Source organism: Pseudoalteromonas sp. B62 (genome assembly GCF_037162565.1).
GTDB lineage: Bacteria > Pseudomonadota > Gammaproteobacteria > Enterobacterales > Alteromonadaceae > Pseudoalteromonas > Pseudoalteromonas fuliginea.
Genome location: NZ_JARLVB010000001.1, coordinates 325,597 through 350,312 on the forward strand (window position 1 = coordinate 325,597; position 24,716 = coordinate 350,312).

A 24,716-nucleotide genomic window follows, 5' to 3' on the forward strand; every position below is an offset into this window, starting at 1 on the left:
AAACATGCCAATAGGATTAATTTTTTGACTCCTTTGTCACTCTTGTAGCTGTTTTAAACTCCCCATGATATAAGCATTATTCAATAAAAGTGTTTTGAGAGCATTATGGCGCACGATCACTCACATAGTCATGTAGACGAAAACCAAAGCGATAAACAGCTCGCCGTTGCTGTTATCATTAACGTATTACTAACCGTAACCCAAGTTATTGGCGGGATATTTTCGGGTAGCTTATCGCTTATAGCCGACGCACTTCACAATTTAAGCGATGCTGGGGCAATATTTATAGCGCTCATTGCACGTAAAATCGGTAATAAACCAGCTGACGTAACTCATCATTTTGGCTATAAGCGCGCTGAAATCCTCGCTACTCTTTTTAATAGCACTACATTAATTATAATTGGCCTATATTTAATTTTTGAAGCCATTTCTAGCTATTTAAATCCACAGCCTATTAATGGTTGGATAGTTGTGTGGGTGGCAGCAATAGCATTAGTTATTGATTTAGCAACAGCGTATTTAACCTACCGAGCTGGTGCAAATCACAGCATAAACATAAAAGCGGCTTTTATTCACAACATCTCAGATGCAATGGCCTCTATTGTTGTTATTATTGCTGGCACTTTAATTATTTTATACCAGTGGTATATCGTTGATTTAATTGCCACAGTGCTTATTTCTGTGTATGTAATTTATCATGGTATTTTATTATTAAAGCAAAGCGGCAAAATTTTAATGCAAGCAGCCCCTAATAACATTGATACACACGCAATATCACATGCTATTAGTAATGAATTTAATATCGAATCGGTAGTCAGCATTAAGCTTTGGCAACTAGATGATAAAGAAAATCATTGTGAGCTTGTTATTAGCACTCAACAAACAATTGATTTACCCGCAGTAAAAGGCTTCTTACACGACAATTTTAACATCGAAAATTGCATAATAGAAACCAGACCTATTGCAAATAAAAGCGCAGAATAATAGCGTTAATAATAAGCTAAACAAATACATAACTATTTAATTGAAAACATCTCGTATTATCATTTACAATATTGCTACTAACTTATAATGAGATACTGTTTTTGAAACTTTGGTTACGTAGAATTCATTTAGGCCTTGCCCTCATTAGCGGACTATTTTTATTAATAGTGAGCTTAACCGGTGCTGTTATGATTTATGCAAAAGACATACAGCACTTCATTCAGCCAGATAAATGGCAAGTTATTCCGCAGCCTCGTACATTAAACAATCAAAAATTGATAGAAAGCGTGCAAACGCAAACACAACAAAAAATTGTTTTTTTTATGCCCGAGCAAAATAAAGCATTAGCTTGGCAATTTAGATTGGCTAACAAGCACTACGTGAGTGTCAATCCTTATTCTGGAAAAATAATTCATAGCTATCAAACAACAGACACAATTTATGGCTTTGCTTTAGGCTTACATCGCTGGTTATTATTTGAAGATAGTGATGGTAAAAAACCATTTAAAAATTGGATGTCAGTGTGTGCATTATTACTTTTAATCAATGTACTAATCGGCTTTTACCTATGGATAAAACCAAAAAACAGAATTAAGCGTTTAGCTATTAAGCCTAAAGCCAAATTTAGAGTGCTAATGTATCAATTACATACCGTACTTGGTGTTTACTTTTTTATACCGCTTGTACTTATTGCCTTTACTGGTATGGCATTTAATTGGAAAACACAAACTCAATCAGTATTAGAATTTGTAACGTTTAATAAAGTAGAGCAGAGGCCCAAAGCGCCAAAAATAATAGCGCCTTCTCAAGCTGATATAAACTATAACGAAGCAATTAGAAATGCTGGGGATGTATTCCCTGATGGTCGATTATTTAGAATTTACTTACCTAAAAAAGCAGACGATGCCATTGCGCTCAGAATTCAAAACCTTGGTGAAAGCCATGCTTATAGTTGGGTATGGGTAAATCCATTTACAGGCAAAGTATTAAACTCATTTGACGCAAGTAAAGCCAACTTTACGACGCAAGCATGGAACTTTAAGTATAAATTTCACATTGGGGATTTTGCAGGCCCCATAGTGCAATTTATATGGTTATTGATTGCCCTTTCACTCGCATTTTTTATTGTAAGCGGTGTGTATTTTTGGTTAAAACGCCACAAACGAAAATAAATCTCATTAACACTTGCGTGATTAGTTGATAATAATTACCATTGCGAAAATTATTATCAACTAAGAGCTCTCCCATGTTAAAAACTTCGTTTTGCCTTATTGCTGTTGCAGTAAGTACTAACACGCTAGCAGATGAAAATAATAAAAATGAATACGCTTCTGAACAATTAGAACATGTCATTGTATCTGGCAGTCGTATCTCAGAAAGTATTGACGAAGTACCTGCCTCTATTACCGTTATTAATCAACAACAAATACAGCAGCATTTAAAAGTAAGCTCAGAACTGGGGAGTTTACTTGCACAAATGGTTCCAGGACTTGCCCCAGATACAGGCAGCTCAAGTAATTCAGGACAAACGCTACGTGGCCGTGCACCTTTAATAATGATTGATGGTGTACCGCAATCAACCCCTCTTCGTAACGGCTCTTTAGGTATAAAAACACTTGATGCAAGTGCCATAGCGCGCATTGAAGTTATAAAAGGCGCGACTTCTATTTATGGTAATGGTGCTTCAGGTGGCATTATTAACTACATAACAAAACAGGCTCGCAGTGATGGTAAGCCTGAAGGTGAAATAAGTATTTCAAGCCGCTTTAGCGCTGTTAAATTAGCAGAAAGTGGCGGCGGTAGAATATCAGCAGCAGTAAACGGCAAGATCGATAAATTAAGCTACCTGTTAACGGCAAACTATGAAGAAAACGGCGTGCAACGCGATGCACAAGGCGATATTTTAGGCTTACAATACGGTTTATCAGACTCTGAAACTCAAAATTACTTTACTAAACTAAGTTACGATTTTGACGACGAAAAGCAATTGCAGTTTAGCTATAACTTTTACAGCTCACAGCAAAAAACTGACTTAGGTGATATTACTGGCGATGGCAATATAGGGGAAAAAACATACGCTATTCACGTACCTACAGAACTACAAAAGCAAGGTAAGCCGCAAGGACCCGATGGCAACGTTAATATTACTCTAAAATATGTTGACTACGCGTTGTTTGAAAACACACAAATGACCCTCGATCTTTATAAACAAGATATAGAAAACGTATTCTTTTTCTCCACTAACCTAGCTAACCTCGATGAAGGCTATACCGGTGGTCAGTCCGTTATTAAATCAGAAAAGCAAGGTGCAAGGGCTACATTTAATAGCCAGTTTGATTTTGAAAACGTAGCAGCCACCCTAATCTACGGCATTGATGCCTTAAACGATAAAACATCACAACCTTTGGTGGATGGCCGTGTGTGGGTGCCAGAAATGGACATGGAAAGTGTTGCTGGTTTTTTACAAACAAAATGGGTAATAAACGACGATATTATTGTAAAAGCAGGTGTAAGAAACGAAAGTATTGATTTGAGCGTAAGTGATTACCAAACATTAAAACTGTGTAGAACCCCTTCGCAATGCTCAGTCCCATTAAATGTGCGTGGTGATACCATAAACTATGACGCTACAACGTATAATGCAGGCATAAAATACAATTTAACAGATGTATTCAGCCCATTTTTTAGTTATTCACAGGGATCTGATATTTCTGATATTGGGCGCTTACTTCGCGCTGCAACCGTTGACGATATTGCACTTATTCAGACACAAGCATCTATAATTGACAACTACGAAGTTGGTTTCACTTCACAGTTTGAAAACGTTCGTTTTGAATTTGCACTGTACAGAAGTACTTCAGAGCTTGGCACCAGTAATGAATTTAACGAAGTAACGGGTGTTTACGAACCCGTACGCGCACCGCAAGAAATATGGGGTTACGAAGGTTTAGTTAATTATACTATTAATCAAGATCTTAAATTAAGTGCTACATACAGCTACGTAGAAGGAAAAAATACTGAAGCGGATGAATATTTAGGCGCAAAACAAATCAGCCCACCTAAAGCCACTGCTAATTTAACATGGCAAACTAACGAAAAGTTATCACTTGCAATGAGTTTTTTATATGTAGGTGACAGAAAGCGCTTTGATAAAAATGCACAAGGTCAATACTCCGGAGATCAGGGCCCGGTGAGTAGCTACAACACATTTAATTTAAGTGGTCAGTACAATGTTAACGCCAGGTGGAGTGGCTATTTTGGTATCGAAAACCTGTTCAATAGCGATTACTACCCTGCCCGCGCACAATCTTACACTTACGGCGGCTATAACATCAAAGGATTAGGCACAACGGCTACCCTCGGTGCTAAATACCAGTTTTAATTAGCAATAGACTCAATAAATAGGCATCATCAGCATACCTATTTATTTAAAAAATAATATGAAAAGCAGTATCTCAACTTATTGTTTATAAATACCTCTAGTAATCATTCTCAGATACTAATACAAATAAAAAACTGTCCATAAACCAAGCAATAACGCAAACTTAAATAAGAATCAAAACCAATAGTAACACAATGATTTTTATAGAGAAAACTTGCAATTCATTCAATTTATACTACACTGCTTACAATTGAAATAGTTAAGGCGATTTATCATGAAAGGTAATCAAAAAGTAATCGATGCGTTTAATACATTGTTAGCTAACGAATTAGCAGCAATCGATCAGTATTTTATACACTCGCGCATGTATGACGACTGGGGTTTAAACAAGCTATACGAACGCCTTAACCATGAAATGGAAGAAGAAAAAGATCACGCAGATTGGCTTATTAAGCGCATCTTGTTTTTAGAAGGTGTACCAAATATGACTAAGCGCCGTGACTTACTTATCGGTAGCGATGTAAAAAGTATGATGCAAAACGATTTAACACTAGAGCTTGAAGTAGTAGCGTGTGTTAAAGACGTAATCGCAATATGTGAAGAACAGCAAGATTACCAATCACGTAGCATTTTAGAAAAGCTGTTATTTGATACCGAAGAAGATCATGTTTACTGGTTAGAGCAACAACTTGGTCTAATTGATAAAATTGGTTCTGAAAATTATCATCAAGCACAAATGGCTTAGTAGGAGCATATTATGAAAGGCGATAAAGACGTTATTGCGGCGCTAAATAAAGTACTCGCTAATGAGCTTGTTGGTATTAACCAATATTTTTTACATGCACGCATGTTTAAAGACTTTGGCTTCACTCAACTAGACAAAGCAGATTACAAAGTATCTATCCAAAAAATGAAAAACGCCGATCGATTAATTGAACGTATTTTGTTTTTAGAAGGCTTACCAAACCTTCAAGACTTAGGCCGATTACGTATTGGTGAAAACAGCGAAGAAATGATTGCTGCTAACATGAGCTTTGAACTTGATACTATTGATGAGTTACGAAGCGCAGTTAAACTGGCTGAAAGTAAAAAAGATTATATTACCCGTGAAGCCCTTGATCACATTTTAAATGAACAAGAAGAGCAAATTGATTGGTTAGAAACCCAACAGTTACTTATTAAAAATACGGGCATTAAAAACTATTTACAGTCTCAACTGTAAACAATAATTCAGCCATAAAAAAAGCAGCTAAAAAGCTGCTTTTTTTATATCTAAATTTTATATGTAATTAAGCAACTTGATCCGTTACATCCGCAATCTGAATAAGTCTGCGATTAAGGATCTTTTAGTACAACCACAACACTTACCGCATTGGCTGCCCACTTTAAGCTCTTTAGTTAATTCACGCATGGTTGTTGCACCATCGTCAATTGTTTGCTCAATTTTTTTATCAGTCACACCGTGACATAGACAAATATACATGAATACAAACCACTCTCAATTACATTTAGTATGTGTATATTAATCTAAACGAAAATAGTTATCAATTATTTTATTGGCTAATATGTATCTTTTTTCAGCTTATGGCCAGTGCCACTTAAATTGAGAATTCGCGGCAGCTTGAGAATAGTTTGAATTTTAAGCAAGGTGTTGCACACAGATTGAGATTTATTAACTAAAGCCTCACCTTAAATTTAAGTAAGGTTAGGTCTAGGTAAATATTTGAATGGATGAAAATTAATGACATTAAGGCTTCAGAAGCCTTAATGTATAAGTACGGAATTTATGGGAAGGTGATTTCCGGTTTGTACCATGAGCAGACATTGGTAACACTCATATAAGCGGCGATTTACTGCTCTTGTGAATTGTTCGTCTTAATGTTTTTGTTATGTGCGTATATATCAAGCGCCGCTTCACTTGCTGAGGTTATAGCTGCCACGCCACGCAAGGTGATGTCTACATCTAATTCTATGTACGAACCTAAATTAGTCGTAAACGCTGCGAAGCTGTCCTTTAACTCAAAGAGATAAATCTTTTGAAACGCTTTGCAACTCGAAATATTTTTCATTTTTGAAGATATGCATTCTTTGCTTAAGTCAACCGCCGACTCATATTTTACTACCATTTTTTCTAATTGCGCTTTGTCGTCAATATTTTCAGCGAACGAGTAAAAACTAGCGAAATAAAAAACTATAATTACTAACTTTAAAATTCTAAACATAATATTCCTTTTCGAACATAACGAGACTGTAGAATAACTCCAACAACCAAATTAATTTAAAAACGAGCGCCTAAAATCAACGCTAAGCGTTTTTAAAGCATTAGGTAATGCATTTGGAACCCATAAAACAGGCTGTTTTTCTTAAAAATGAGTAATTCTACAGCCTCAACGAGCCTGTAGATTAACTCGTTTTTAAATTTGTTTTTATTGATAAACAAACCATAGCTGAGTTCCTATTTTGGTTCAATTGATTACTGTATTTTTACGCAGAATATAAAGAAGTGTTTTATATTGTTTTAATTGACGTTTTGGAAGGGATTACGGGTGGTTGAGTAGCTTTAATTTAGGTTAAAAGGGCTTACCCTTCTTAATGCATCGTGTTTTGCAGCTTTTCTATATTATGAACTAGGCAATACTGTTGCCATTGGGCGTTCACTTTCGCTTGACTACGTAAGGTCAATTTATTCATCCCTTTATTCACTGTGATATTCCGCTTTTTATTTAAAGGAAAGCAGGTTCAATACAGCCGAATCGCTTGCCATTCTTTAATAAACAGCTGTCGTCGCCCTATTGGGCTGTCTATTTTTACTTTCATCTTATCAACATAGCTCAGCTTTTTATGTGATTCATTATTTATAAAAATGCACTCTTCATGCTGTTTTTTTGGCTTTTCTCGTAATAGTTAGGATGGGTGCCATCCTAATTAGCTTTGCAAGAAGTCAAAGGAAAACCTCATAATACCATCATCAGATCATTGGTATTTAAGTGGATACGAATCCTATTTAGGTGCTGGAAAACACATACGCCCTACGATGAATCAACTTACTTAACTGCATTGAAAAGTAAGGGATCACCGCTGTTAAAATTTGCGATGGAAAGTGAGCTTTAGCGCTTGCTGTCCACCTCAGGGAGTGTTGTTATAGCGAATCATCCTCTGGCTTTTTTGCTTTTTTAAAGCTATTAGGTGAAAGGCCTTCTTTAATTATTTTATCTAATTCAGCTCTTTTCTTTGAATCGTCGCCATTCTCATTTTGATCCAATTTTCTTTCTTCGGCTTTTGCTAGGTTTTTTAACGAAGGTTGAAACATTGACATTATTTCTACACTCACAATATATCTCCATGAATTAATTGCTGTTGCAATAATGACTATTGATATAAGGGCAATAATATAAATTACAAATTACTCGAAAATTGACCTTTCGCTATAACGCTTACATAAGCTGAAAATTATAGTTGGCTATAATGTTTGAGGAACGAAAAACAGCCAACTGTAATTTTTCCGTTTAATGTTCTTGTGTACGCCCGACATGGGCATTGACTTATGAGGTGAAAGTCCTCTGTAGGAAGATCACCGTTTAAATAACATGCTGTTATTAAACGATAGACACTCGCAAATGGCAAGGGCTAAATCGTGAGAGATAGTCTGGAGGAAGCCGCTAGCATTCTTTATAAAAATAAGTGCGAGCTGATGAACAAAAACATCATATGAGGCGTAGGCTGGAGACGAGCTAGCACAAGATAGCGAAGTCATCTGATCTAACGGCCATCGTAAATGATGCAGTTGTGCAGAGAAAGTCGATGCACCTTATTCGGGGAGATCTGATAAACACGCATCCGCGCTAACGCTTGGACGATCACCAGTTAGGGACTGGTTTTTCAACCCTTGGCGCTTTGGTTGCTGCGACCTACAGCGAGCGAAATAGCAGTAAACAAGCATTAGTTTAGACGCGCTTTATCGAGTAATCGCTAGAGTGATTTATCAGAAGTCAGCAGACGGCATACGACTGCATGGATGCAGGAGGTAGAGCAACGCAGGAGCAGTTGCCGAGTAGCCCAACACTTATCGTAATGGATAAGACATGGTGAAGGCCTGAACATCTTAACCAGAGGAGATACTACAAATGAACTTGAATTCACATAGATCACCGTGTTGTGATAGTGATGAACAGCGTTCTATGGTGAATAATACCTCGAATGAATACAACCAAACAAATCATGACCTGATGGCAAGGGTACTGAGCAACCACAATATTAGCGCTGCATGGCAACATGTTAAGCGCAATAAAGGGGCTGCCGGTATTGATAATATGAGTATTGAGGAATTTAATCACTTCGCTAAGTTACATTGGCTGGGTATTAAACACCAATTACTTAACGGCACTTATCAACCCTTGCCAGTCAAACGCGTGATAATACCTAAACCTGATGGCGGTGAGCGAATGCTTGGGATCCCCTCTGTTATCGACAGAGTGATCCAAAAAGCCATTGCTCAAGTGATTAGCCCTTACTTTGAGCCTCAATTTTCACCACATAGTTATGGTTATCGCCCTCATAAAAGAGCCAGTCAAGCAGTGAACCATGTTCAATCTTGTGTTAAACAAGGTTATAAAGCAGCGGTTGATATCGACTTGTCTAAGTTCTTTGATGAGGTAAACCATGACATGCTGATGAATCGTATTGGTCGTAAAATCAAAGACAAAGCACTCATGCACCTACTCGGTAAATACTTACGAGCGGGGATCGCAGAGCGCGAAACGGGTCTGTGGTTTGAGTCAACCAAAGGAGTCCCTCAAGGTGGGCCATTATCCCCTTTGCTTTCCAACATTTTACTCGATGAATTAGATAAGAAGTTAACCTACAAACGCCTTAAGTTTGCACGTTACGCTGATGACATAATCATTTTAGTAAAAACGAAAAGCGAAGGGCTAATAATCCAACGGGAAATTACAGCGTTTATCACTCAGCGATTAAAACTCAAAGTGAATGAATCGAAAAGTCGAGTCGGTCCAGTATCAGGCTCGAAATTTCTTGGGTTTACCTTCCGCTACGCTCAAGTGCAGATGCACGAACAGGCGCTAAAGAAATTTAAAGCAAATGTAAGGGAACTCACTAACCGCAACTGGGGATCTCAATGACCCTACAAATTCATAAACTCACGCAGTATTCACGTGGCTGGGGACACTATTACCTAATAGCCAACGCTTATCAGTTAACGGTGGATTTAGATCATTGGATCCGCCGTAGGATAAGAATGTGCTACTGGCGGCAATGGCGTAAACCACGCACGAAAGTACGCAGTTTAATAAAGCTGGGTGTTAGCGAACGACTCGCCATAGCCTGTGGTATCACCAGTAAAGGGCCTTGTCGAAGCTCAAAAGCAAAAGGAATTAACATAGCGCTAGGCAATGACTATTTAGCGTCACAAGGTTTAGTGTCATTGAGAGATATTTGTATCGGTATTCATTACGGGAGATGAACCGCCCATTGCGGACCCGCATGATGGGTGGTGTGGGGGCTGGAGGTTAGAGACCTCCGGCTACCCGATTATATAATTTTATATTACTCATATCGCCTAAGTTGAATTTCACTAAACATAGGATACAAATAATTTAACGTTAACATATTATTATTGAGGTTAAATTTTACCCCTCTAGGGGATGTCTCAAATGATTCAGAATTACGATTATATAGATTAAGTACGATATGATCACTCTCTACTGAATAGAATATATCAGTACTAGGTCTAGCGGCTTTTCCGTACCTAACTATTGCAGAACCATCTTCACTTCCTTTAGCCGAAGCAGAAAGCTGGCTATAGACTTCACCCGTTTGAGAAAATACGATAAATGGCTCATTTTTGTTAATTTTTGTTTCTAAAATGCTACTAATTTCATCTATAGATATTCTCTTCCCTTCTTTATTTTTTACCGAAGTTAAGAACCAAGATGCTACAATAGACACAGGTTTTCCAGGCTCTTTCTTACTGTTTTCAGCTTCTATTTTTATCAACTTATAATGGTAATCAGTAAGCATTCTAAATGCTTCTAACTTGCAGTTATCATTATTCTCAATAACCTTTGCAAGATCTTTTTGAAACACTCCAGAAAATTCAATAGTATAAGAATCAACCTCTCCTTTAGCCTCAGCTCCAAGACCAACCCTTTTTAATATTTTATCTAACTCTGCTTTAGCTAAGCCTTTAAACTTTAACTCTTTGCTAAAACCTTCCAAGGAAATTTTTGAACAAAGACGGTTAGCGTCTTCAACGAGATCATTATTGCTAGCAAAGCAGCTAAAAGATAGAAAAGCCCCAATAATTAAAACAAACTTCACATTGAACATCATTTAATCCTTGTAGTTATTTTGCACATACTATGCTTAATTACTAAATTTACATAACGAGCCTGTAGATTAACTCGTTTTTTTATTTATTTTTATTGATAAACAAACCATAGCTGAGTTCCTATTTTGGTTCAATCGATTACTGTATTTTATGCAGAATATAAAGTGGGAGTTTGGTGTTGTTTTGATTGGCGTTTTGGACGGGATTACGGGTACTTGAGTGGCTTTTATTTAGGGTAAAAGCGCTTACCCTTCTTAATGCATCGTGTTTTGCAACTTTTCTATATTATGAACAAGACAATACAGTTGCCATTGCGCATTCACTTTCGTTTGACCCCGTAAGGTCAATTTATTCATGCCTTTATTCACTGTAATGTTCCGCTTTTTATTGAAAGGAAAGCAGGTTCAATACAGCCGAATCGTTTGCCATACTTTAATAAACAGCTGTCGTCGTCCGATTGGGCTCTCTATTTTTACTTTCATTTTGTCTACATAGTTCAGCTTTTTGCGTGATTCCTTATTTATAATAATGCACTCTTCATGCTGTTTTTGTTGGCTTTTTTCGTAATAATTAGGATGGGTGTCATCCTAATTGTCGTTACTTACAATTAGGATGGGTGTCATCCTAATTGTCGTTACTTTTCATGTATACTCCGATCTATTTGTGATTTATAACGCCTTGCTAAGTTTTGCACTCATAATATTGTTTGTTTTTTACCTGTTTACCACACCATTTTTTGAAATTTATGATGAAAGAAGTATCATTCAAATTCCTTCTAATCGCGATATTGGCTTTATCTGCGTTCACTTCATTTGGAAATGGCCCAATAACCGTCGCAAACCAACGACCTCTTTTATAAATACTTGCAGAATAGTTATGCTTTTTCGCTTTTTCGACTTCATGATTGGCGGCTGTTAATTCACTATCGGAACTTATAACAATCCCCCATTCTCCTGTATCAATATTTATCTCGCTGGCTCGCTGAATTGTGTCAGAAAACTTATTAGCACTATCCTGATTTAACGCACTACCAACTCGACGTAATATTTCCTCAGCATCATTTGGATATAAGACAAATAACAAGGCAAGAACTTCATCTTTTTCCTTACCATTACCACTTACTATTTTAGGAACAATACTGGTAATAAGCTTCTCTTTCATTTGTTTTTGAGTAGCTTCAAATTTTTTAATTTCAAGCATGAGCTCCTCATGTTTGATTTTTTTATCCAAGTTTTCGACTTCTGTTTGAAGGTTAACAGACATATACCCAATGAAGGCAACCCCCAAAGCAGATAGAAGAGATAGAACTGCAATAAAACCTTGAACAGAAAATTTACTATCCTTCATAAAGGGAGCTCCTACAATAAGTTACAATTAAAAACTTAACGCTGTTTTAAGCGGGAAATTTCAGTTGGCTAAAATAAGTGAGGCACGAACAAAAAGCCAACTGTAATTTTTACGACTTGAAAACCCTTGTGTACGCCCGACATGGGCATTGACTTATGAGGTGAAAGTCCTCTGTAGGAAGATCACCGTTTAAATAACATACTGTTATTAAACGATAGACACTCGCAAATGGCAAGGGCTAAATCGTGAGAGATAGTCTAGAGGAAGCCGCTAGCATTCTTTATAAAAATAAGTGCGAGCTGATGAACAAAAACATCATATGAGGCGTAGGCTGGAGACGAGCTAGCACAAGATAGCGAAGTCATGTGATCTAACGGCCACCGTAAATGATGCAGTTGTGCAGAGAAAGTCGATGCACCTTATTCGGGGAGATCTGATAAACACGCATCCGCGCTAACGCTTGGACATTACCAGTTAGGGACTGGTTTTTCAACCCTTGGCGCTTTGGTTGCTGCGACCTACAGCGAGCGAAATAGCAGTAAACAAGCGTTAGTTTAGACGCGCTTTATCGAGTAATCGCTAGAGTGATTTATCAGAAGTCAGCAGACGGCATAGTAGCCCAACACTTATCGTAATGGATAAGACATGGTGAAGGCCTGAACATCTTAACCAGAGGAGATACTACAATTGAACTTGAATTCACATAGATCACCGTGTTGTGATAGTGATGAACAGCGTTCTGCTGTGAATAATACCTCAAATGAATATAACCAAACAAATCATGACCTGATGGCAAGTGTACTGAGCAACCACAATATTGGCACGGCATGGCAACATGTTAAGCGAAATAAAGGGGCTGCGGGTATTGATAATATGAGTATTGAAGAATTTAATCACTTCGCTAAGTTACATTGGCTGGGTATTAAACACCAATTACTTAACGGCACTTATCAACCCTTGCCAGTCAAACGCGTGATAATACCCAAACCCGATGGCGGTGAGCGAATGCTTGGGATCCCCTCTGTTATCGACAGAGTGATCCAACAAGCTATTGCTCAAGTGATTAGCCCTTACTTTGAGCCTCTATTTTCACCACATAGTTATGGTTATCGCCCTCATAAAAGAGCCAGCCAAGCAGTAAATCATGTTCAATCTTGTGTTAAACAAGGTTATAAAACAGCAGTTGATATTGACTTGTCTAAGTTCTTTGATGAAGTAAACCATGACATGCTGATGAATCGTGTTGCTCGTAAAATCAAAGACAAAGCACTCATGCGCCTACTCGGTAAATACCTCCGAGCAGGGGTAGCAGAACGCGAAACAGGTCTGTGGTTTGAGTCAACCAAAGGAGTCCCTCAAGGTGGGCCATTATCCCCTTTGCTTTCCAACATTTTACTCGATGAATTAGATAAGAAGCTAACCTACAAACACCTTAAGTTTGCACGTTATGCTGATGACATAATCATTTTAGTAAAAACGAAAAGTGAAGGGCTCATAATCCAACGGGACATTACTGCGTTTATCACTAACCGATTAAAACTCAAAGTGAATGAATCGAAAAGTCGAGTCGGTCCCGTATCAGGCTCGAAATTTCTTGGGTTTACCTTCCGTTACGCTCAAGTGCAGATCCACGAACAGGCGCTAAAGAAATTTAAAGCAAATGTAAGAGAACTCACTAACCGCAACTGGGGGATCTCAATGACCCTACAAATTCATAAACTCACGCAGTATTTACGTGGCTGGGGACACTATTACCTAATAGCCAACGCTTATCAGCTAACGGTGGATTTAGATCATTGGATCCGCCGTAGGATAAGAATGTGCTACTGGCGGCAGTGGCGAAAACCTCGTACCAAAGTACGCAGTTTAATGAAATTAGGTGTTAGCGAACGACTCGCCATAGCCTGTGGTATCACCAGTAAAGGCCCTTGTCGAAGCTCAAAAACAAAAGGAATTAACATTGCGCTAGGCAATGATTACTTAGCGTCACAAGGTTTAGTGTCATTGAGAGATATTTGGATCAATATTCATTACGGGAGATGAACCGCCCATTGCGGACCCGCATGATGGGTGGTGTGGGGGCTGGAGGTTAGAGACCTCCGGCTACCCGATTATGCTTCATTTTCCAATGATTGTTTAAGCTTGTTAATAAAGGCTTTTCCATTTTGATCAAATGGAAGAGTAACCTTTATATCCGTATGAACTGTTGGATCTGATATATCATTAAAGATTTCTTGAATTAACTCCAAAATGTATTCAACATCGTCATGTTCGAATTTTAAATCAAGTGTTTTACGACCCATTAATGTTCCCAAATCATTATGAGCTAATAATTTTTGTCGCCACTTTTTAATACCAGTAGAAACATACAATTCTTGGAGTTTCTTCTGCTTTTCATCTAACCCTGGGCATTCACATTGTTTAATTATCCTAGCTAAAGATAGGTTTTTATTTTTACCTGTTTCAGCTGGATCTAACAAACAAGCAATACTTAAACATAACTTTTCTATATAAGCTTTTTGAATTCGACTGAACACTAATGGATTGAATTTATTTAACACGCTGATTGAGTGCTCTTCAGTGAATAATTCACTATATAGAGTTAAATCTACACATAGATTTGAAAAGTAGTTATTGATTACATCTAACTCAGATTTATTGACCTTTGCTCTGTCAAATTCAACTCTATGGGGCTTTGGTAATCCATGCGTTTCACAAAAGTCGTCGTAAGTTGCGTGAATAGTGACTTTTGATTTATCGTAACTCATTGCAACTCCGTTGAAGCATAACGAGCCTGTAGATTAACTCGTTTTTTATTTGTTTTTCTTGATGTATTAACCATAGCCGAGTTCCTATTTTGATTCAATTAGTTACTTCGATTTTACGTAAAATATAAAAAGAGGATTTGCTGTTATTTTAACTGGTTTTACAAGGAATTACGGGGGTTTTAGAAGTTTATTTTAGGGGATCAAACTAAAGCCGACAGTCACTCTAATTGAACAAGTAAATGCACGGTTATTCTCATTTAATCCATTAAATAAGTCATTAGCCCTATTAAACCTAAATTACACACATGAAATGGCTGCATGATTCAGTTTTAACTTTTTATTGAGTAGTTTAAGTTTTATGCGAGTAGTTTTTCGCAGTTACTGATATTCGCTCGCCGTTTTCGGTTAAAAACTTTACAGTAACTTGCTTATTATGACAGCCTGTCTACTACATCATGAAATACTCGCGAAAGTTTAGGATGGGCGTCTTTGTTACTTTCACTTATGTCATTAAATGTTAATTTTTTTGTCACCAATCTTAAGTAAATTACTATGTATTATCATTTTACTAACAATTAGGTTGGTAAATAATATAGGATTACAGTGATGAAAAATTTATTTTTAAAAGTAGTTTTAAGTCTTATTTTGGCGATATCATTTTCAAGTCAAGCCAAAGTATTTACTTGCAGTGGTATTATTACAGACGTATTTTCAACGTTTGATACTTTTGAAGTTCGTTATGAACGAGCTTCTGGATTTGAGCTTGAACCTGTTATTGTATACCCAGAACAGGCATATCTATTAGCACCGGTATTAGTGGCAATAGCTGAAGGAAAAAATGGCAGTGAATACACTTTAATTATAGAGAATAGAGACGGTAATGATAGCCGTTGCCATGATGGTGAAAGTGAGAATGCATTAATTGGTTTATCAAAGATTAACTAATAAGACGTTGTAGCCTTTTAGTCATATTGTTACGACTGAGTGACTTAATAGATTATATCCTGACCTACTAAAATTCAATTTCAGAACTAAGCTAAGAAACTAAGATGTTGAATATAATTTATTTTCGGCTTAATGAGATACATATTTTATGTGGGTTGGGTGTATACCTTTATGTCAGTTCTGGTCTATGGCTTAGTTTTTAAGCGGCATAAAGATAAGCAGTAATACCAATCCGCAATAATACTTAATCAATTTTAGGGATTAAATTTAACGCTAACCACGTTAAAAATTTCTGATATAGAACAACTAAATAACGAAATTTTTGCCTTGTTATCGACACGATTTTCTAACAAAATAAACTAGACAGCCACTCTAATTACGCAAACAAAACGGTGGCAATTTAATTTAATTTTTAAGTTAATAATTTACCTTTTATTGCGGGTTATTTTCATTTCATCCATTAGATAACAGTGAACGAATAGGTCGCTGGTTAAAAACAATCGATTCAAAATAATAGGATTTTCTCCTAAAAAGGGTAATTACACAGTTTAAGTACCTAAAAATAAATATAGCGCCCTGAGATTACTCACTTTATTAACTTTCATTTGTTACTTTTATTTTTTGTACTAAAAAATCCACAGCCGCTTTTACCTTTGGTACTAAGTAGCGTTGTTTTTGATATAACAAGTACACGGCCATTTCGGCGCTTTGCGTTATGGTAAGTTCATGTTCAAACGTAAGCTCTTGCAACTTTCCTGACTCTAGATATGAAGCTAACGCCCATCGGGTAGACATTAAAATACCTTCACCGTTGCACGCTTTTTTTGCAAGCCAAGGTCCATTGTTTGAAATAGCGACAGCAGGACCTGAAACATCATGCCATTGACCATTCATATTGCACAACCAAGGCGTTGGCCCTAATGGAGCTTTAAAATAAAGACCTTTATGATGCTGCAACTCCATCGCGTTCATCGGCACACCGTATTTTTCTAAATAACGGGGTGAAGCGACGGGAATGAATCCATTATCCATAAGCCTTATTGCAAGTACTCGCTCATTTGGGGCGTAACCGCCACGAATAGCAATATCAACATCATCACGTCCAAGTGTTGATAACTCATCACTTAAACTAACATCTAATATAATTTCTGGGTACAGCTGGCTGAACTCATCAAGTAAAGGAAGTAGGATTTTTTCGCCAAAACCCACCATCGAACTGATACGTAGACGTCCCATTGGGGTAGTTTGGTAACTACGAACAGTTTCATTGCTTTGCTCTAACTGATTTAGTATTTGCTGCATGTCGTTATAATAAATCTGGCCTACTTCAGTCAGCTTTACAATACGGGTCGATCGCTTTAAAAGCGTTGCACCTAAACTTTTTTCTAAATCTGCAACTCGCCTTGATAAAGAAGATGGCGGTACATTAAAAACTTTTGCAGCTTTAGTAAAACTTCCTGTTTCTACTACTTTATTAAAATATCGTATTGCCCGAAGTTGATCCAACTCTTCTCTCCATTAAGTAAATTTGCGAATGCCTTTATTATTGTCTTAAAGGCAAAAGTGATTCGCATTTTCTCTTATATATAACCAAATTAAAACAAGTAATAATGTATTTAGCTTAACAAATGAGGTTTTAATTTGCATTTTTGATGCAATTAAAAAGTACCTTCACATTAATAATGGGAACTGATTTATGATTACTTTGCACGGTTTCGCCGCGAGTAACTATTACAACTTAGTAAAACATGTACTTTTGTATAAAGAACTCTCATTTAAAGAACACCTAATTTATAGTGGTAACGATGACTTATTGGCCATCAGTCCGGTCGGTAAAGTCCCGGCTATTACTACATCTGAAGGACTTAATATTTCAGAGTCGAGTGTTATTTGCGACTTTATTGAAGAAACTTATCCTGAAAATGCGTTATACCCAGAAAATGCCGGAGAACGCGCTGTTGTTCGCCAAATAATGAAAGTAGCTGAACTTTATTTTGAATTGCCAAGTAGACGATTAATACCTTATGTATTTTCAGGCACTGAAGCCCCTGAATCACTAAAAGTTGAAGTACGCCAAGTATTAAGCCGTGGCGTTATTGCCTTAAGTCGATTATGTAAATTTTCTCCTTGTATTGCGGGTGAGCAATTTACAATGGCTGATATTTACGTTTATTACGTTAACACCATTGTCAGTGCTTTTGGCTCTAGCCAACTTGACTGGGATGTACTTGCACAAGTACCTAAAATGAAAGAGTGGAACGATTCGATGAGTCAATCTGCTATTGCCCAAAAAGTAGAAGCGGATCGACAGGCAAATATACCTGAGTTTATGCAAAAGATTAAAACTCAAATTCAAGCAGTGAATCCAAAGTAATATTTTACGCTAAGTGTAATCAAAAAATAACCAATACGATAAAGCGATTGGTTCAACGAACTTAATTATTGACAGGAGTGACCCAAATGACTGATACAAATATTCAACTTACTTCAACTATTAGTGAAAATGGTAAGCTAACACTTGCTTTAAAAAACATCGAAATGCCGCAACCTGGCCCCGATGAGGTTGTTGTTCGTCTTGAAGCTGCTCCACTAAACCCTTCAGACTTAGGCGTTTTATTCAGCGCAGCTGATATGTCTACAGCGGTGCAATCAGGTACTGTGCAAAACCCTGTTATTACAGCTGATGTTCCGGCTCAATTTATGCCCTCACTTAAAACGCGAGTTGATAAAGCAACGCCAGTTGGAAATGAAGGTGCTGGGACTGTTGTTGCAGCTGGCTCATCGCCCGCAGCACAAGCATTAATAGGTAAAACCGTAGCTGTAATTGGTGGAGGAACTTATCGTCAATTTATATGTGCCAATGTGCAGAGCTGTTTAGAATTAAAAGAAGGGACTACAGCTAAAGAAGGTGCGTCATCTTTTGTTAACCCGCTTACCGCACTAGCAATGGTAGAAACCATGCGCGCGGAGGGTCATAAAGCCATTATTCATGCCGCTGCAGCTTCTAACCTAGGCCAAATGTTAAACCGTATTTGTATTGCCGATAGTATTGATTTAATAAATATTGTGCGTAAAGCAGAACAGGAAACACTATTACGTAACATGGGTGCAAAATATATTGTTAACTCAAGTAGCGACTCTTTTCTTTCGGACTTAACGGCGGCAATTATTGAAACGGGTGCAACGATTGCGTTTGACCCCATTGGCGGTGGTCAATTAACAAGTGATATTCTTAATTGTATGGAAGTTGCTGCAGCTCGTGATATGAAAGAGCACACTATTTATGGCTCTGACACATTCAAGCAAGTTTATATTTATGGTGCATTAGATCGAGGCCCAATTACGCTAAACCGTAACTTTGGTTTTGCTTGGGCTGTAAATGGATTTTTATTATTTAATGCATTAGGTAAATTAGGAACTAATACAGTAATGGCGATGCGCGAACGTGTTGCAAATGAAATTACTACCACATTTGCAAGTCACTACACACATGAAGTGTCATTAGCTGAAGTATTGCATTTAAAATCAATTGCGGCTTACTCTAAACAAGCAACCGGTGAAAAATACTTAATTAAACCTCAGGCTTAAGTGAATTTTAAAGCTCACTATGGTTTAACTAATTGATTTTAAATATGTAAAAGCAGATGCTATTTATAGCGTCTGCTTTTTATTCATTTTTTAAAATAAAAGCAAACGGCATACTCTTCTTAATATTTACCGAATAAAAAATTTATGGAATAATGCAATTTCTCTTGGGGGAGTAGCCCACTCAGTACTGTCAATTACAATAAACAACTAGTTAGTGAACTAGAGCACTTATATTTTAATTAATTGATAGACGAGTAAACTTATCAACATAATTGCACCTCACGTGCATGGTAAGTTTGTAATGTTGTAGCAGCATTATCGGCGAGACCTAGGTAGGCACTATCCTCATGGCGGGAGATAGTTGTTTGCCTTGGTTTAATATTCCCGCCTGTAAGTAATATTTATGGAAGTTTTTTCACATCAACCGTCACCGTAGCCTTAGCTGAAATAGGCGATAAAACACAGCTTTTATCGTTAGTACTTGCCGTCCGTTTTCACAATAAACTAGCACTTATTTTAGGTGTATTAGCCGCAACTATTATTAACCATGGCCTCAGTGCTTGGTTTGGAAATTGGCTGAGCAATAACTTTGCAACTCAGTACATGCCATGGATTGTTAATGTTAGTTTTATTGGCGTTGGCCTTTGGCTGCTTATTCCTGATAAGGATGAAGAAATTAGCCATAAGCACGATAAATATGGTGCTTTTTTTGTCGCGTGTATATTGTTTTTTATTGCCGAAGTTGGTGATAAAACACAAATAGCAACCATTCTATTAGGCGCGCAATACCAATCAATTTTGTGGGTTACTCTTGGCACTACACTGGGTATGTTAATAGCAAATATACCTGTTATTTTTGCAGGTAATGCGCTTTTAAGCCAAGTGCCATTAAATACAGTGCGTGCAGTTTCGGCCAGTGTATTTGTTTTACTAGGGTTATATGGCTTTGCTACTATTTAACCTAAACTCCGGAGAATAAACCTATCTCAAGCAGCTATTTCCAACCTTAACTACATTTAATTTAAAACGAAAGCTCAATATTATTGAGCTTTCGTACTTTTATCTTAGAGGTACTTTGGTATTAAAACTGATATTTTGCAGATAAATATACGCGTCTTGGCTCACCAGGAAAATGCCCAGTACGGTCAATAAAGCCACTCGATGCATATTCTTTATCAAAGACGTTTTTAACTGATATTTGCCATGTCCAGTTTTCTACTTGCGTTTTCCAGGCCATGTTATAAATTGTATATGGTTTAACGTGTGCGCCATCAAGGCTTACTTGTTCGTCAACATAGTCAAGCCCTGCAGCTATTGATGAGTTGATGCTTGGTAAATCGTAGCGCGTCCATAAGCCAGCTGTATTTTGTGGGGCATTTGCAAATTTATCAGTGCCTTCTGCTTGCGCAGAAAAATCTTCACTTTGCTCATTAATACGCGTGTCGTTATACGCATAACTTGCGGTAACAACCCACTTGTCAGTTATATCACCCACTATCTCAAGCTCAAAACCATCACTTTGTACTTCACCTAGGGATTCAAGTTGATCAATTCCCGTGTCGTTTTGCAATAAGCTGGTTTGTAATATATTTTTACGAATAATCTGATACGTCGCAATATTAATGGCTAACGAGTCATCAAGTAACTTAGTACGTAAACCTAGCTCTGTAATATGGCTGTTTTCAGGCTCAAATGGTCCACCAACTTCTTGCGACTGGCTTGCTGCATCTTGCGGTAAAAAACCGGTGCCATATAAAGCATAAGGAAAAAAGTATCGCTAATATTGTAGCTAGTACCTACCCTAAAAGTAACATCGCTATCAGAGAACTCAACGTTAGATACTTTATCCGTGTCTTCAAAATGATCGTAGCGCAAGCCTGCGGTTATATTCCATTTTTCAGTGATATCTACTTGGTCTTGTATATAAATACCTAACCTTTTTGAGTCTGTGCTTATAATTCGCGGTGTTATATTTTCTAAGTCGTAATTAGCCGCCGATGTTAAACCATATTGTGGATCAATCAGCGAGAGTCCAGGTACAGGGCCGCCTTTACTTTGTTGAGTCGCAGTGCGGTACACGGCATCAAATTTTGATGAGTACCAATCAGAGCCCACTAAAAATATATGTTCCATATTGGCTATGGTTGTTTCAGCAATTAAATTAGCGGTAATACTTAGCCCTTCATTCTCGCGCTTTTGATCTCTAAATTCGCGTTCACTCCAATCAACAACACCATCATTATCGGTATCAGACAAGCCACGTGGCTCATGATAGTTTTGTTGCTCTTCATTGGTAAAATAACGAGTCGTAACATCTAAGCTAAACACATCACTTAATTGGTTTTTATACGTTGCTTGGTATACGTCCGCAGACATTTTTTGATAGTCAGTTGCTTCATTATGATTCCAATCTCTACTTGCAATAAAATCACCATTTTCGTCAACAGGCACACCACGTAAACGTGCTCCTCCTAAATCTTGATCTATATTAGTATATTGCAGCACAAGATTAGACTCATCATTAAAATCAAAGCGATAGCCTAAATCTATAATGGTATTATCTTCTGACGTGTTATATCTAAACGGGTTTTGACTATCTTTGTAAATACCAATTCTGTAAGCTTGCGTTTGCTCATCATTCACGCTACCCGTTGATTCGAATGCGCCACTTATAAAGTCATCATTCCCGATTTCTAATTCAATGGCAGTATTAGCGTCATATTGTGGCTTTTTAGTCATATAGTTAATAATCCCACCAGGATTACCACTTCCATAAACGGCCCCACTGGGACCTTTTAACACAGCAACTTGCTCAATGTTAAATAACTGCGGAACAGCAAAGCCATTAAACGGATCACCTTTTACGCCATCATATAAAATTTCGTCTTGGCGAAATCCTCTAAAAGTAACACCCGAATAGCTAAAACCATTTACACCTGCGATATTACTGTATAAATCGGTAATTTGACGTGCAGCTTGGTCACTTATTAAAGCTTGTGGCAATATTTGAATTGATTGTGGTATTTTTTCTAGTGGAGTATTGGTGCGTGTGCCAAATGCTGACTCTGTTGGTCGATATAATGAAAAAGCGCGACCCGTTACTTCAATAGTCTCAATAGCGTTTTCAGCTTTGTTTATTGAATTAGGTGATGTTTGTTCTACTTCACTAGCGATTACGTTTGCAGAACTAAAAATAATAGATGTGATTGCAAGAGATAAAAGAGAAAATTTCATTAGAATTAAATAGGCAAAAATACGGTGTGGGCATGATAATGAAAATAAATCTCACTTGCAATAACGTAATTAATTAACGAGGCGTGTTTATGATTCGTTATTTGTGCAATAACAGCCCTTTGTGTCAGTAATTAATAACTCAGAATTAAACCCTGAAGCCAAATTAGTAATGACTGTTTCAACAAAGCCACTCCCCTGTGAACACGCTAATCCTTCAGACAATGGCCCTGCATAAACAAATTGCCCGTGCTTATCTATAATGACAGCAGCAGGCGTAGCAGGTACAACTCGCTTCAATTGCTGTGTTAGTTGAACCTGCACAACACCAAGTCCTTTGCTTTTAGCAAAAGTAGTGAGTGAATTTATATGCGGCTTAGCCTGCGTAAAACAGCCACAACTTTCCTCAGTAACGAGTAGCAGCGACGCTGTATCTTTATTGTCCCACACAATCTGTTGTTTAAAATCATTAAACCAACTTTTTTGCATAAATACTTTAGCGCTATCAAAAGTTTTTAACTGCCCTAATTGAAAATACACCAGCCCAGTTATAACAACGCTAAACCACACAATGATAAGTATGGCATTCCAATAATTAACCTTATTTAAATTTGGCAATACTTTGCTCTAGCACGTCAATACTGACATGTATTAATTGTACTTTAGAGGTCAGTTGTTGAACTATTTTAGTGTCTTCATATTGATTTTTTCGCATATGATCAGTGCTCGTAGCTATTTGCGAGGTGTTTACTGCTTGTTCTGCAACAACCTGTGATACCGAATTTGTACTTGTAGATACCGCAGTAATTTGCTCGCTCATTGCAGAAATATTCTCTTTCATTGCAGTACTTATATGTGTTAAATCAACAACAAAATCAACACACTGGCTCATAGACTGGGTTGATGTTTTACTGTTATTAACTAAATCTTTTAATGTAAGGCTAATTTTGTCTGTCGTCGCTTTACTGTTATTCGCAAGTGATCTAACCTCATCAGCAACCACAGCAAAGCCACGGCCGTGCTCACCCGCTCTCGCAGCCTCAATTGCCGCATTTAATGCTAATAAATTAGTCTGTTCAGCAATACCTGATATTTCATTAAGAAGACTTGAAATAACATCCCCAGCGGCAACTAAATGATTAATTTGCTCTTCAGTATGATTTAAAAGAGTTAGTAGTTCTCTACTCTTACTGTCAGTTTGTAGCACTTCATGCAAGGCATCACTTGCTGCTTGGGTAATGTTATCTACTTGATGTTTTAAAATCTCACTTTCTTGCTCTACAAGTTTAAAGCCATGCGCAACTTGGGCACCCGAACTGGCAATATCATCAGTTTGTTGTGTTCGTTGCTGTGCCCCGTCAGCTAATTGAGCCTGTACTTGAATCAACTCTTGAGAGTTACCTTGTAAAGAGTCAGATTGTGTCTGCACTTCTTTAATTACATCAGATAAATAGTCGAGCAACGTATTAAAACCTAAAACAGCTTCACTTTCAGTAGCGTCAGCCCGTAAAGAAAGCTTAATGTGAGCAGGGTCTTGCATTATTTGCTCTGTTGCATAGCTTAGCGATAAACCAGCTCTACGCTCTCGTCGTAATGTTACTGCGATATACCCAGCTACGATTACTTCAACTATTGCATACCCGGCATGGATAAGTACCGTTGTAAAAGCAAGTCTGTCAGGGTCGAATACATACACACCTGTATTTTGAGTTTGTAAGTAATAAAAAGAAAAGTGATGGACAGCGACAAATAAAATTGCAGTTATAAATACACGCCATTGTACAAATACGATTAGCATGGGCATTAAAATAAATATTTCAAAATGCACTTCAATCAGACCAAACGTTTGTTGTATATGCAAAAAAGAAAACATCATAGTTGCTGCTGCAACAATATGTGGTGTTATTTGACTATTTACATTTGTGTTGAGTAACCAAATAGGTAACAAACAAAGTGGCAAACCTACAACAAAAGCTTGCATCAACGTATCAAAATATAAGCCTAAAACTATTGATTCAATAAATAGCAGACTAAATATAATTGTAAATAACCTAGAAACATTAGACATAAAAACCTTACTACTTTTGATTTATCAGTTAAGCCCGATTCATACGTAGTTAAACGC

20 protein-coding genes and 5 pseudogenes are annotated in these 24,716 nt (G+C 37.3%); 13 read left to right on the forward strand and 12 right to left on the reverse strand.

Features of this window, described 5'->3' with window-relative positions; translation table 11 throughout:
* The first annotated feature begins 105 nt into the window (after window positions 1-105).
* From P4S71_RS01290 to bfr (P4S71_RS01310), 5 genes are all read left to right on the forward strand, one after another.
* On the forward strand, window positions 106-984 hold the full coding sequence (locus tag P4S71_RS01290; protein ID WP_096794452.1) for a cation diffusion facilitator family transporter: 879 nt from the start codon (window positions 106-108) through the stop codon (window positions 982-984).
* A gap of 101 nt (window positions 985-1,085) precedes the next feature.
* Window positions 1,086-2,156 carry a PepSY-associated TM helix domain-containing protein gene (locus P4S71_RS01295; protein ID WP_096794451.1) on the forward strand — a complete coding sequence of 357 codons (1,071 nt, stop codon included), beginning with the start codon at window positions 1,086-1,088 and terminating at the stop codon, window positions 2,154-2,156.
* 74 nt (window positions 2,157-2,230) lie between these two features.
* The gene (locus P4S71_RS01300) at window positions 2,231-4,366 is read left to right on the forward strand and encodes a TonB-dependent receptor (protein ID WP_337120851.1); all 2,136 of its coding nucleotides are present in this window, start codon (window positions 2,231-2,233) and stop codon (window positions 4,364-4,366) included.
* Between the two features lie 274 nt (window positions 4,367-4,640).
* Window positions 4,641-5,111, forward strand: a complete 471-nt coding sequence (gene bfr, locus P4S71_RS01305) for a bacterioferritin (RefSeq protein ID WP_007375598.1) — start codon at window positions 4,641-4,643, stop codon at window positions 5,109-5,111.
* A gap of 12 nt (window positions 5,112-5,123) precedes the next feature.
* Window positions 5,124-5,588, forward strand: coding sequence for a bacterioferritin (gene bfr / locus P4S71_RS01310; protein ID WP_002958984.1), 465 nt, complete (start codon window positions 5,124-5,126; stop codon window positions 5,586-5,588).
* Window positions 5,589-5,655: 67 nt separating this feature from the next.
* Here the strand turns inward: bfr (P4S71_RS01310) and P4S71_RS01315 are convergent.
* From P4S71_RS01315 to P4S71_RS22990, 3 genes and pseudogenes are all read right to left on the reverse strand, one after another.
* A pseudogene (locus tag P4S71_RS01315) lies at window positions 5,656-5,849 on the reverse strand ((2Fe-2S)-binding protein).
* 367 nt (window positions 5,850-6,216) lie between these two features.
* A complete protein-coding gene (locus tag P4S71_RS01320) occupies window positions 6,217-6,588 on the reverse strand; it encodes a hypothetical protein (RefSeq protein WP_337149877.1) in 372 nt (123 codons plus the stop codon).
* 367 nt (window positions 6,589-6,955) lie between these two features.
* A pseudogene (locus P4S71_RS22990) lies at window positions 6,956-7,267 on the reverse strand (transposase); the annotation flags it as partial.
* Window positions 7,268-7,300: 33 nt separating this feature from the next.
* Here P4S71_RS22990 and P4S71_RS01325 point away from each other — a divergent pair.
* Window positions 7,301-7,477 (forward strand): annotated as a pseudogene (locus tag P4S71_RS01325) (IS110 family transposase); the annotation flags it as partial.
* 28 nt (window positions 7,478-7,505) lie between these two features.
* Here the strand turns inward: P4S71_RS01325 and P4S71_RS01330 are convergent.
* The gene (locus tag P4S71_RS01330) at window positions 7,506-7,697 is read right to left on the reverse strand and encodes a hypothetical protein (protein ID WP_337149878.1); all 192 of its coding nucleotides are present in this window, start codon (window positions 7,695-7,697) and stop codon (window positions 7,506-7,508) included.
* A 793-nt stretch (window positions 7,698-8,490) separates the two neighbouring features.
* Here P4S71_RS01330 and ltrA (P4S71_RS01335) point away from each other — a divergent pair.
* Both ltrA (P4S71_RS01335) and P4S71_RS01340 read left to right on the forward strand, forming a co-directional pair.
* Window positions 8,491-9,504, forward strand: coding sequence for a group II intron reverse transcriptase/maturase (gene ltrA, locus P4S71_RS01335; RefSeq protein ID WP_337149879.1), 1,014 nt, complete (start codon window positions 8,491-8,493; stop codon window positions 9,502-9,504).
* On the forward strand, window positions 9,501-9,845 hold the full coding sequence (locus tag P4S71_RS01340) for a group II intron maturase-specific domain-containing protein (protein ID WP_337149880.1): 345 nt from the start codon (window positions 9,501-9,503) through the stop codon (window positions 9,843-9,845). The genes ltrA (P4S71_RS01335) and P4S71_RS01340 overlap by 4 nt, the downstream gene beginning before the upstream one ends.
* Before the next feature lie 83 nt (window positions 9,846-9,928).
* Here the strand turns inward: P4S71_RS01340 and P4S71_RS01345 are convergent, their stop codons facing one another.
* The 3 genes and pseudogenes from P4S71_RS01345 to P4S71_RS01350 all read right to left on the reverse strand — a co-directional run bounded on the left by P4S71_RS01345 (window position 9,929) and on the right by P4S71_RS01350 (window position 12,059).
* A complete protein-coding gene (locus tag P4S71_RS01345; RefSeq protein WP_337149881.1) occupies window positions 9,929-10,702 on the reverse strand; it encodes a hypothetical protein in 774 nt (257 codons plus the stop codon).
* A 264-nt stretch (window positions 10,703-10,966) separates the two neighbouring features.
* Window positions 10,967-11,233 (reverse strand): annotated as a pseudogene (locus P4S71_RS22995) (transposase); the annotation flags it as partial.
* Between the two features lie 160 nt (window positions 11,234-11,393).
* On the reverse strand, window positions 11,394-12,059 hold the full coding sequence (locus P4S71_RS01350; protein ID WP_096794446.1) for a hypothetical protein: 666 nt from the start codon (window positions 12,057-12,059) through the stop codon (window positions 11,394-11,396).
* A gap of 687 nt (window positions 12,060-12,746) precedes the next feature.
* Between P4S71_RS01350 and ltrA (P4S71_RS01355) the strand changes: the two genes are divergently transcribed.
* The gene (ltrA, locus tag P4S71_RS01355; RefSeq protein ID WP_337149882.1) at window positions 12,747-14,102 is read left to right on the forward strand and encodes a group II intron reverse transcriptase/maturase; all 1,356 of its coding nucleotides are present in this window, start codon (window positions 12,747-12,749) and stop codon (window positions 14,100-14,102) included.
* Window positions 14,103-14,170: 68 nt separating this feature from the next.
* On the opposite strand, the gene P4S71_RS01360 is transcribed toward ltrA (P4S71_RS01355), so the two are convergent.
* Window positions 14,171-14,827: an AbiU2 domain-containing protein gene (locus P4S71_RS01360; protein ID WP_096794445.1), complete on the reverse strand. Its 657-nt coding sequence runs from the start codon at window positions 14,825-14,827 to the stop codon at window positions 14,171-14,173.
* 606 nt (window positions 14,828-15,433) lie between these two features.
* Between P4S71_RS01360 and P4S71_RS01365 the strand changes: the two genes are divergently transcribed.
* Window positions 15,434-15,772 (forward strand): hypothetical protein, encoded by a 339-nt coding sequence (locus P4S71_RS01365; protein WP_008134410.1) that lies wholly within the window; start codon window positions 15,434-15,436, stop codon window positions 15,770-15,772.
* Between the two features lie 594 nt (window positions 15,773-16,366).
* Here the strand turns inward: P4S71_RS01365 and P4S71_RS01370 are convergent.
* The gene (locus P4S71_RS01370; RefSeq protein ID WP_096794444.1) at window positions 16,367-17,278 is read right to left on the reverse strand and encodes a LysR family transcriptional regulator; all 912 of its coding nucleotides are present in this window, start codon (window positions 17,276-17,278) and stop codon (window positions 16,367-16,369) included.
* A gap of 190 nt (window positions 17,279-17,468) precedes the next feature.
* On the opposite strand from P4S71_RS01370, the gene P4S71_RS01375 reads away from it, so the two are divergent.
* The 3 genes from P4S71_RS01375 (at window position 17,469) to P4S71_RS01385 (ending at window position 20,320) form a co-directional block, all read left to right on the forward strand.
* On the forward strand, window positions 17,469-18,146 hold the full coding sequence (locus P4S71_RS01375) for a glutathione S-transferase family protein (RefSeq protein ID WP_007375605.1): 678 nt from the start codon (window positions 17,469-17,471) through the stop codon (window positions 18,144-18,146).
* An 86-nt stretch (window positions 18,147-18,232) separates the two neighbouring features.
* The gene (locus P4S71_RS01380) at window positions 18,233-19,360 is read left to right on the forward strand and encodes a zinc-binding dehydrogenase (RefSeq protein ID WP_337149883.1); all 1,128 of its coding nucleotides are present in this window, start codon (window positions 18,233-18,235) and stop codon (window positions 19,358-19,360) included.
* A 399-nt stretch (window positions 19,361-19,759) separates the two neighbouring features.
* A complete protein-coding gene (locus P4S71_RS01385; protein ID WP_337150160.1) occupies window positions 19,760-20,320 on the forward strand; it encodes a TMEM165/GDT1 family protein in 561 nt (186 codons plus the stop codon).
* Window positions 20,321-20,441: 121 nt separating this feature from the next.
* Here the strand turns inward: P4S71_RS01385 and P4S71_RS01395 are convergent.
* The 3 genes and pseudogenes from P4S71_RS01395 to P4S71_RS01405 all read right to left on the reverse strand — a co-directional run bounded on the left by P4S71_RS01395 (window position 20,442) and on the right by P4S71_RS01405 (window position 24,659).
* Window positions 20,442-22,594 (reverse strand): annotated as a pseudogene (locus P4S71_RS01395) (TonB-dependent siderophore receptor).
* Window positions 22,595-22,681: 87 nt separating this feature from the next.
* Window positions 22,682-23,209 carry a DUF6436 domain-containing protein gene (locus tag P4S71_RS01400; protein WP_007375609.1) on the reverse strand — a complete coding sequence of 176 codons (528 nt, stop codon included), beginning with the start codon at window positions 23,207-23,209 and terminating at the stop codon, window positions 22,682-22,684.
* The gene (locus tag P4S71_RS01405) at window positions 23,193-24,659 is read right to left on the reverse strand and encodes a methyl-accepting chemotaxis protein (RefSeq protein ID WP_337149885.1); all 1,467 of its coding nucleotides are present in this window, start codon (window positions 24,657-24,659) and stop codon (window positions 23,193-23,195) included. Before P4S71_RS01405 ends, P4S71_RS01400 begins: the two co-directional genes overlap by 17 nt.
* Window positions 24,660-24,716: the final 57 nt, after the last annotated feature.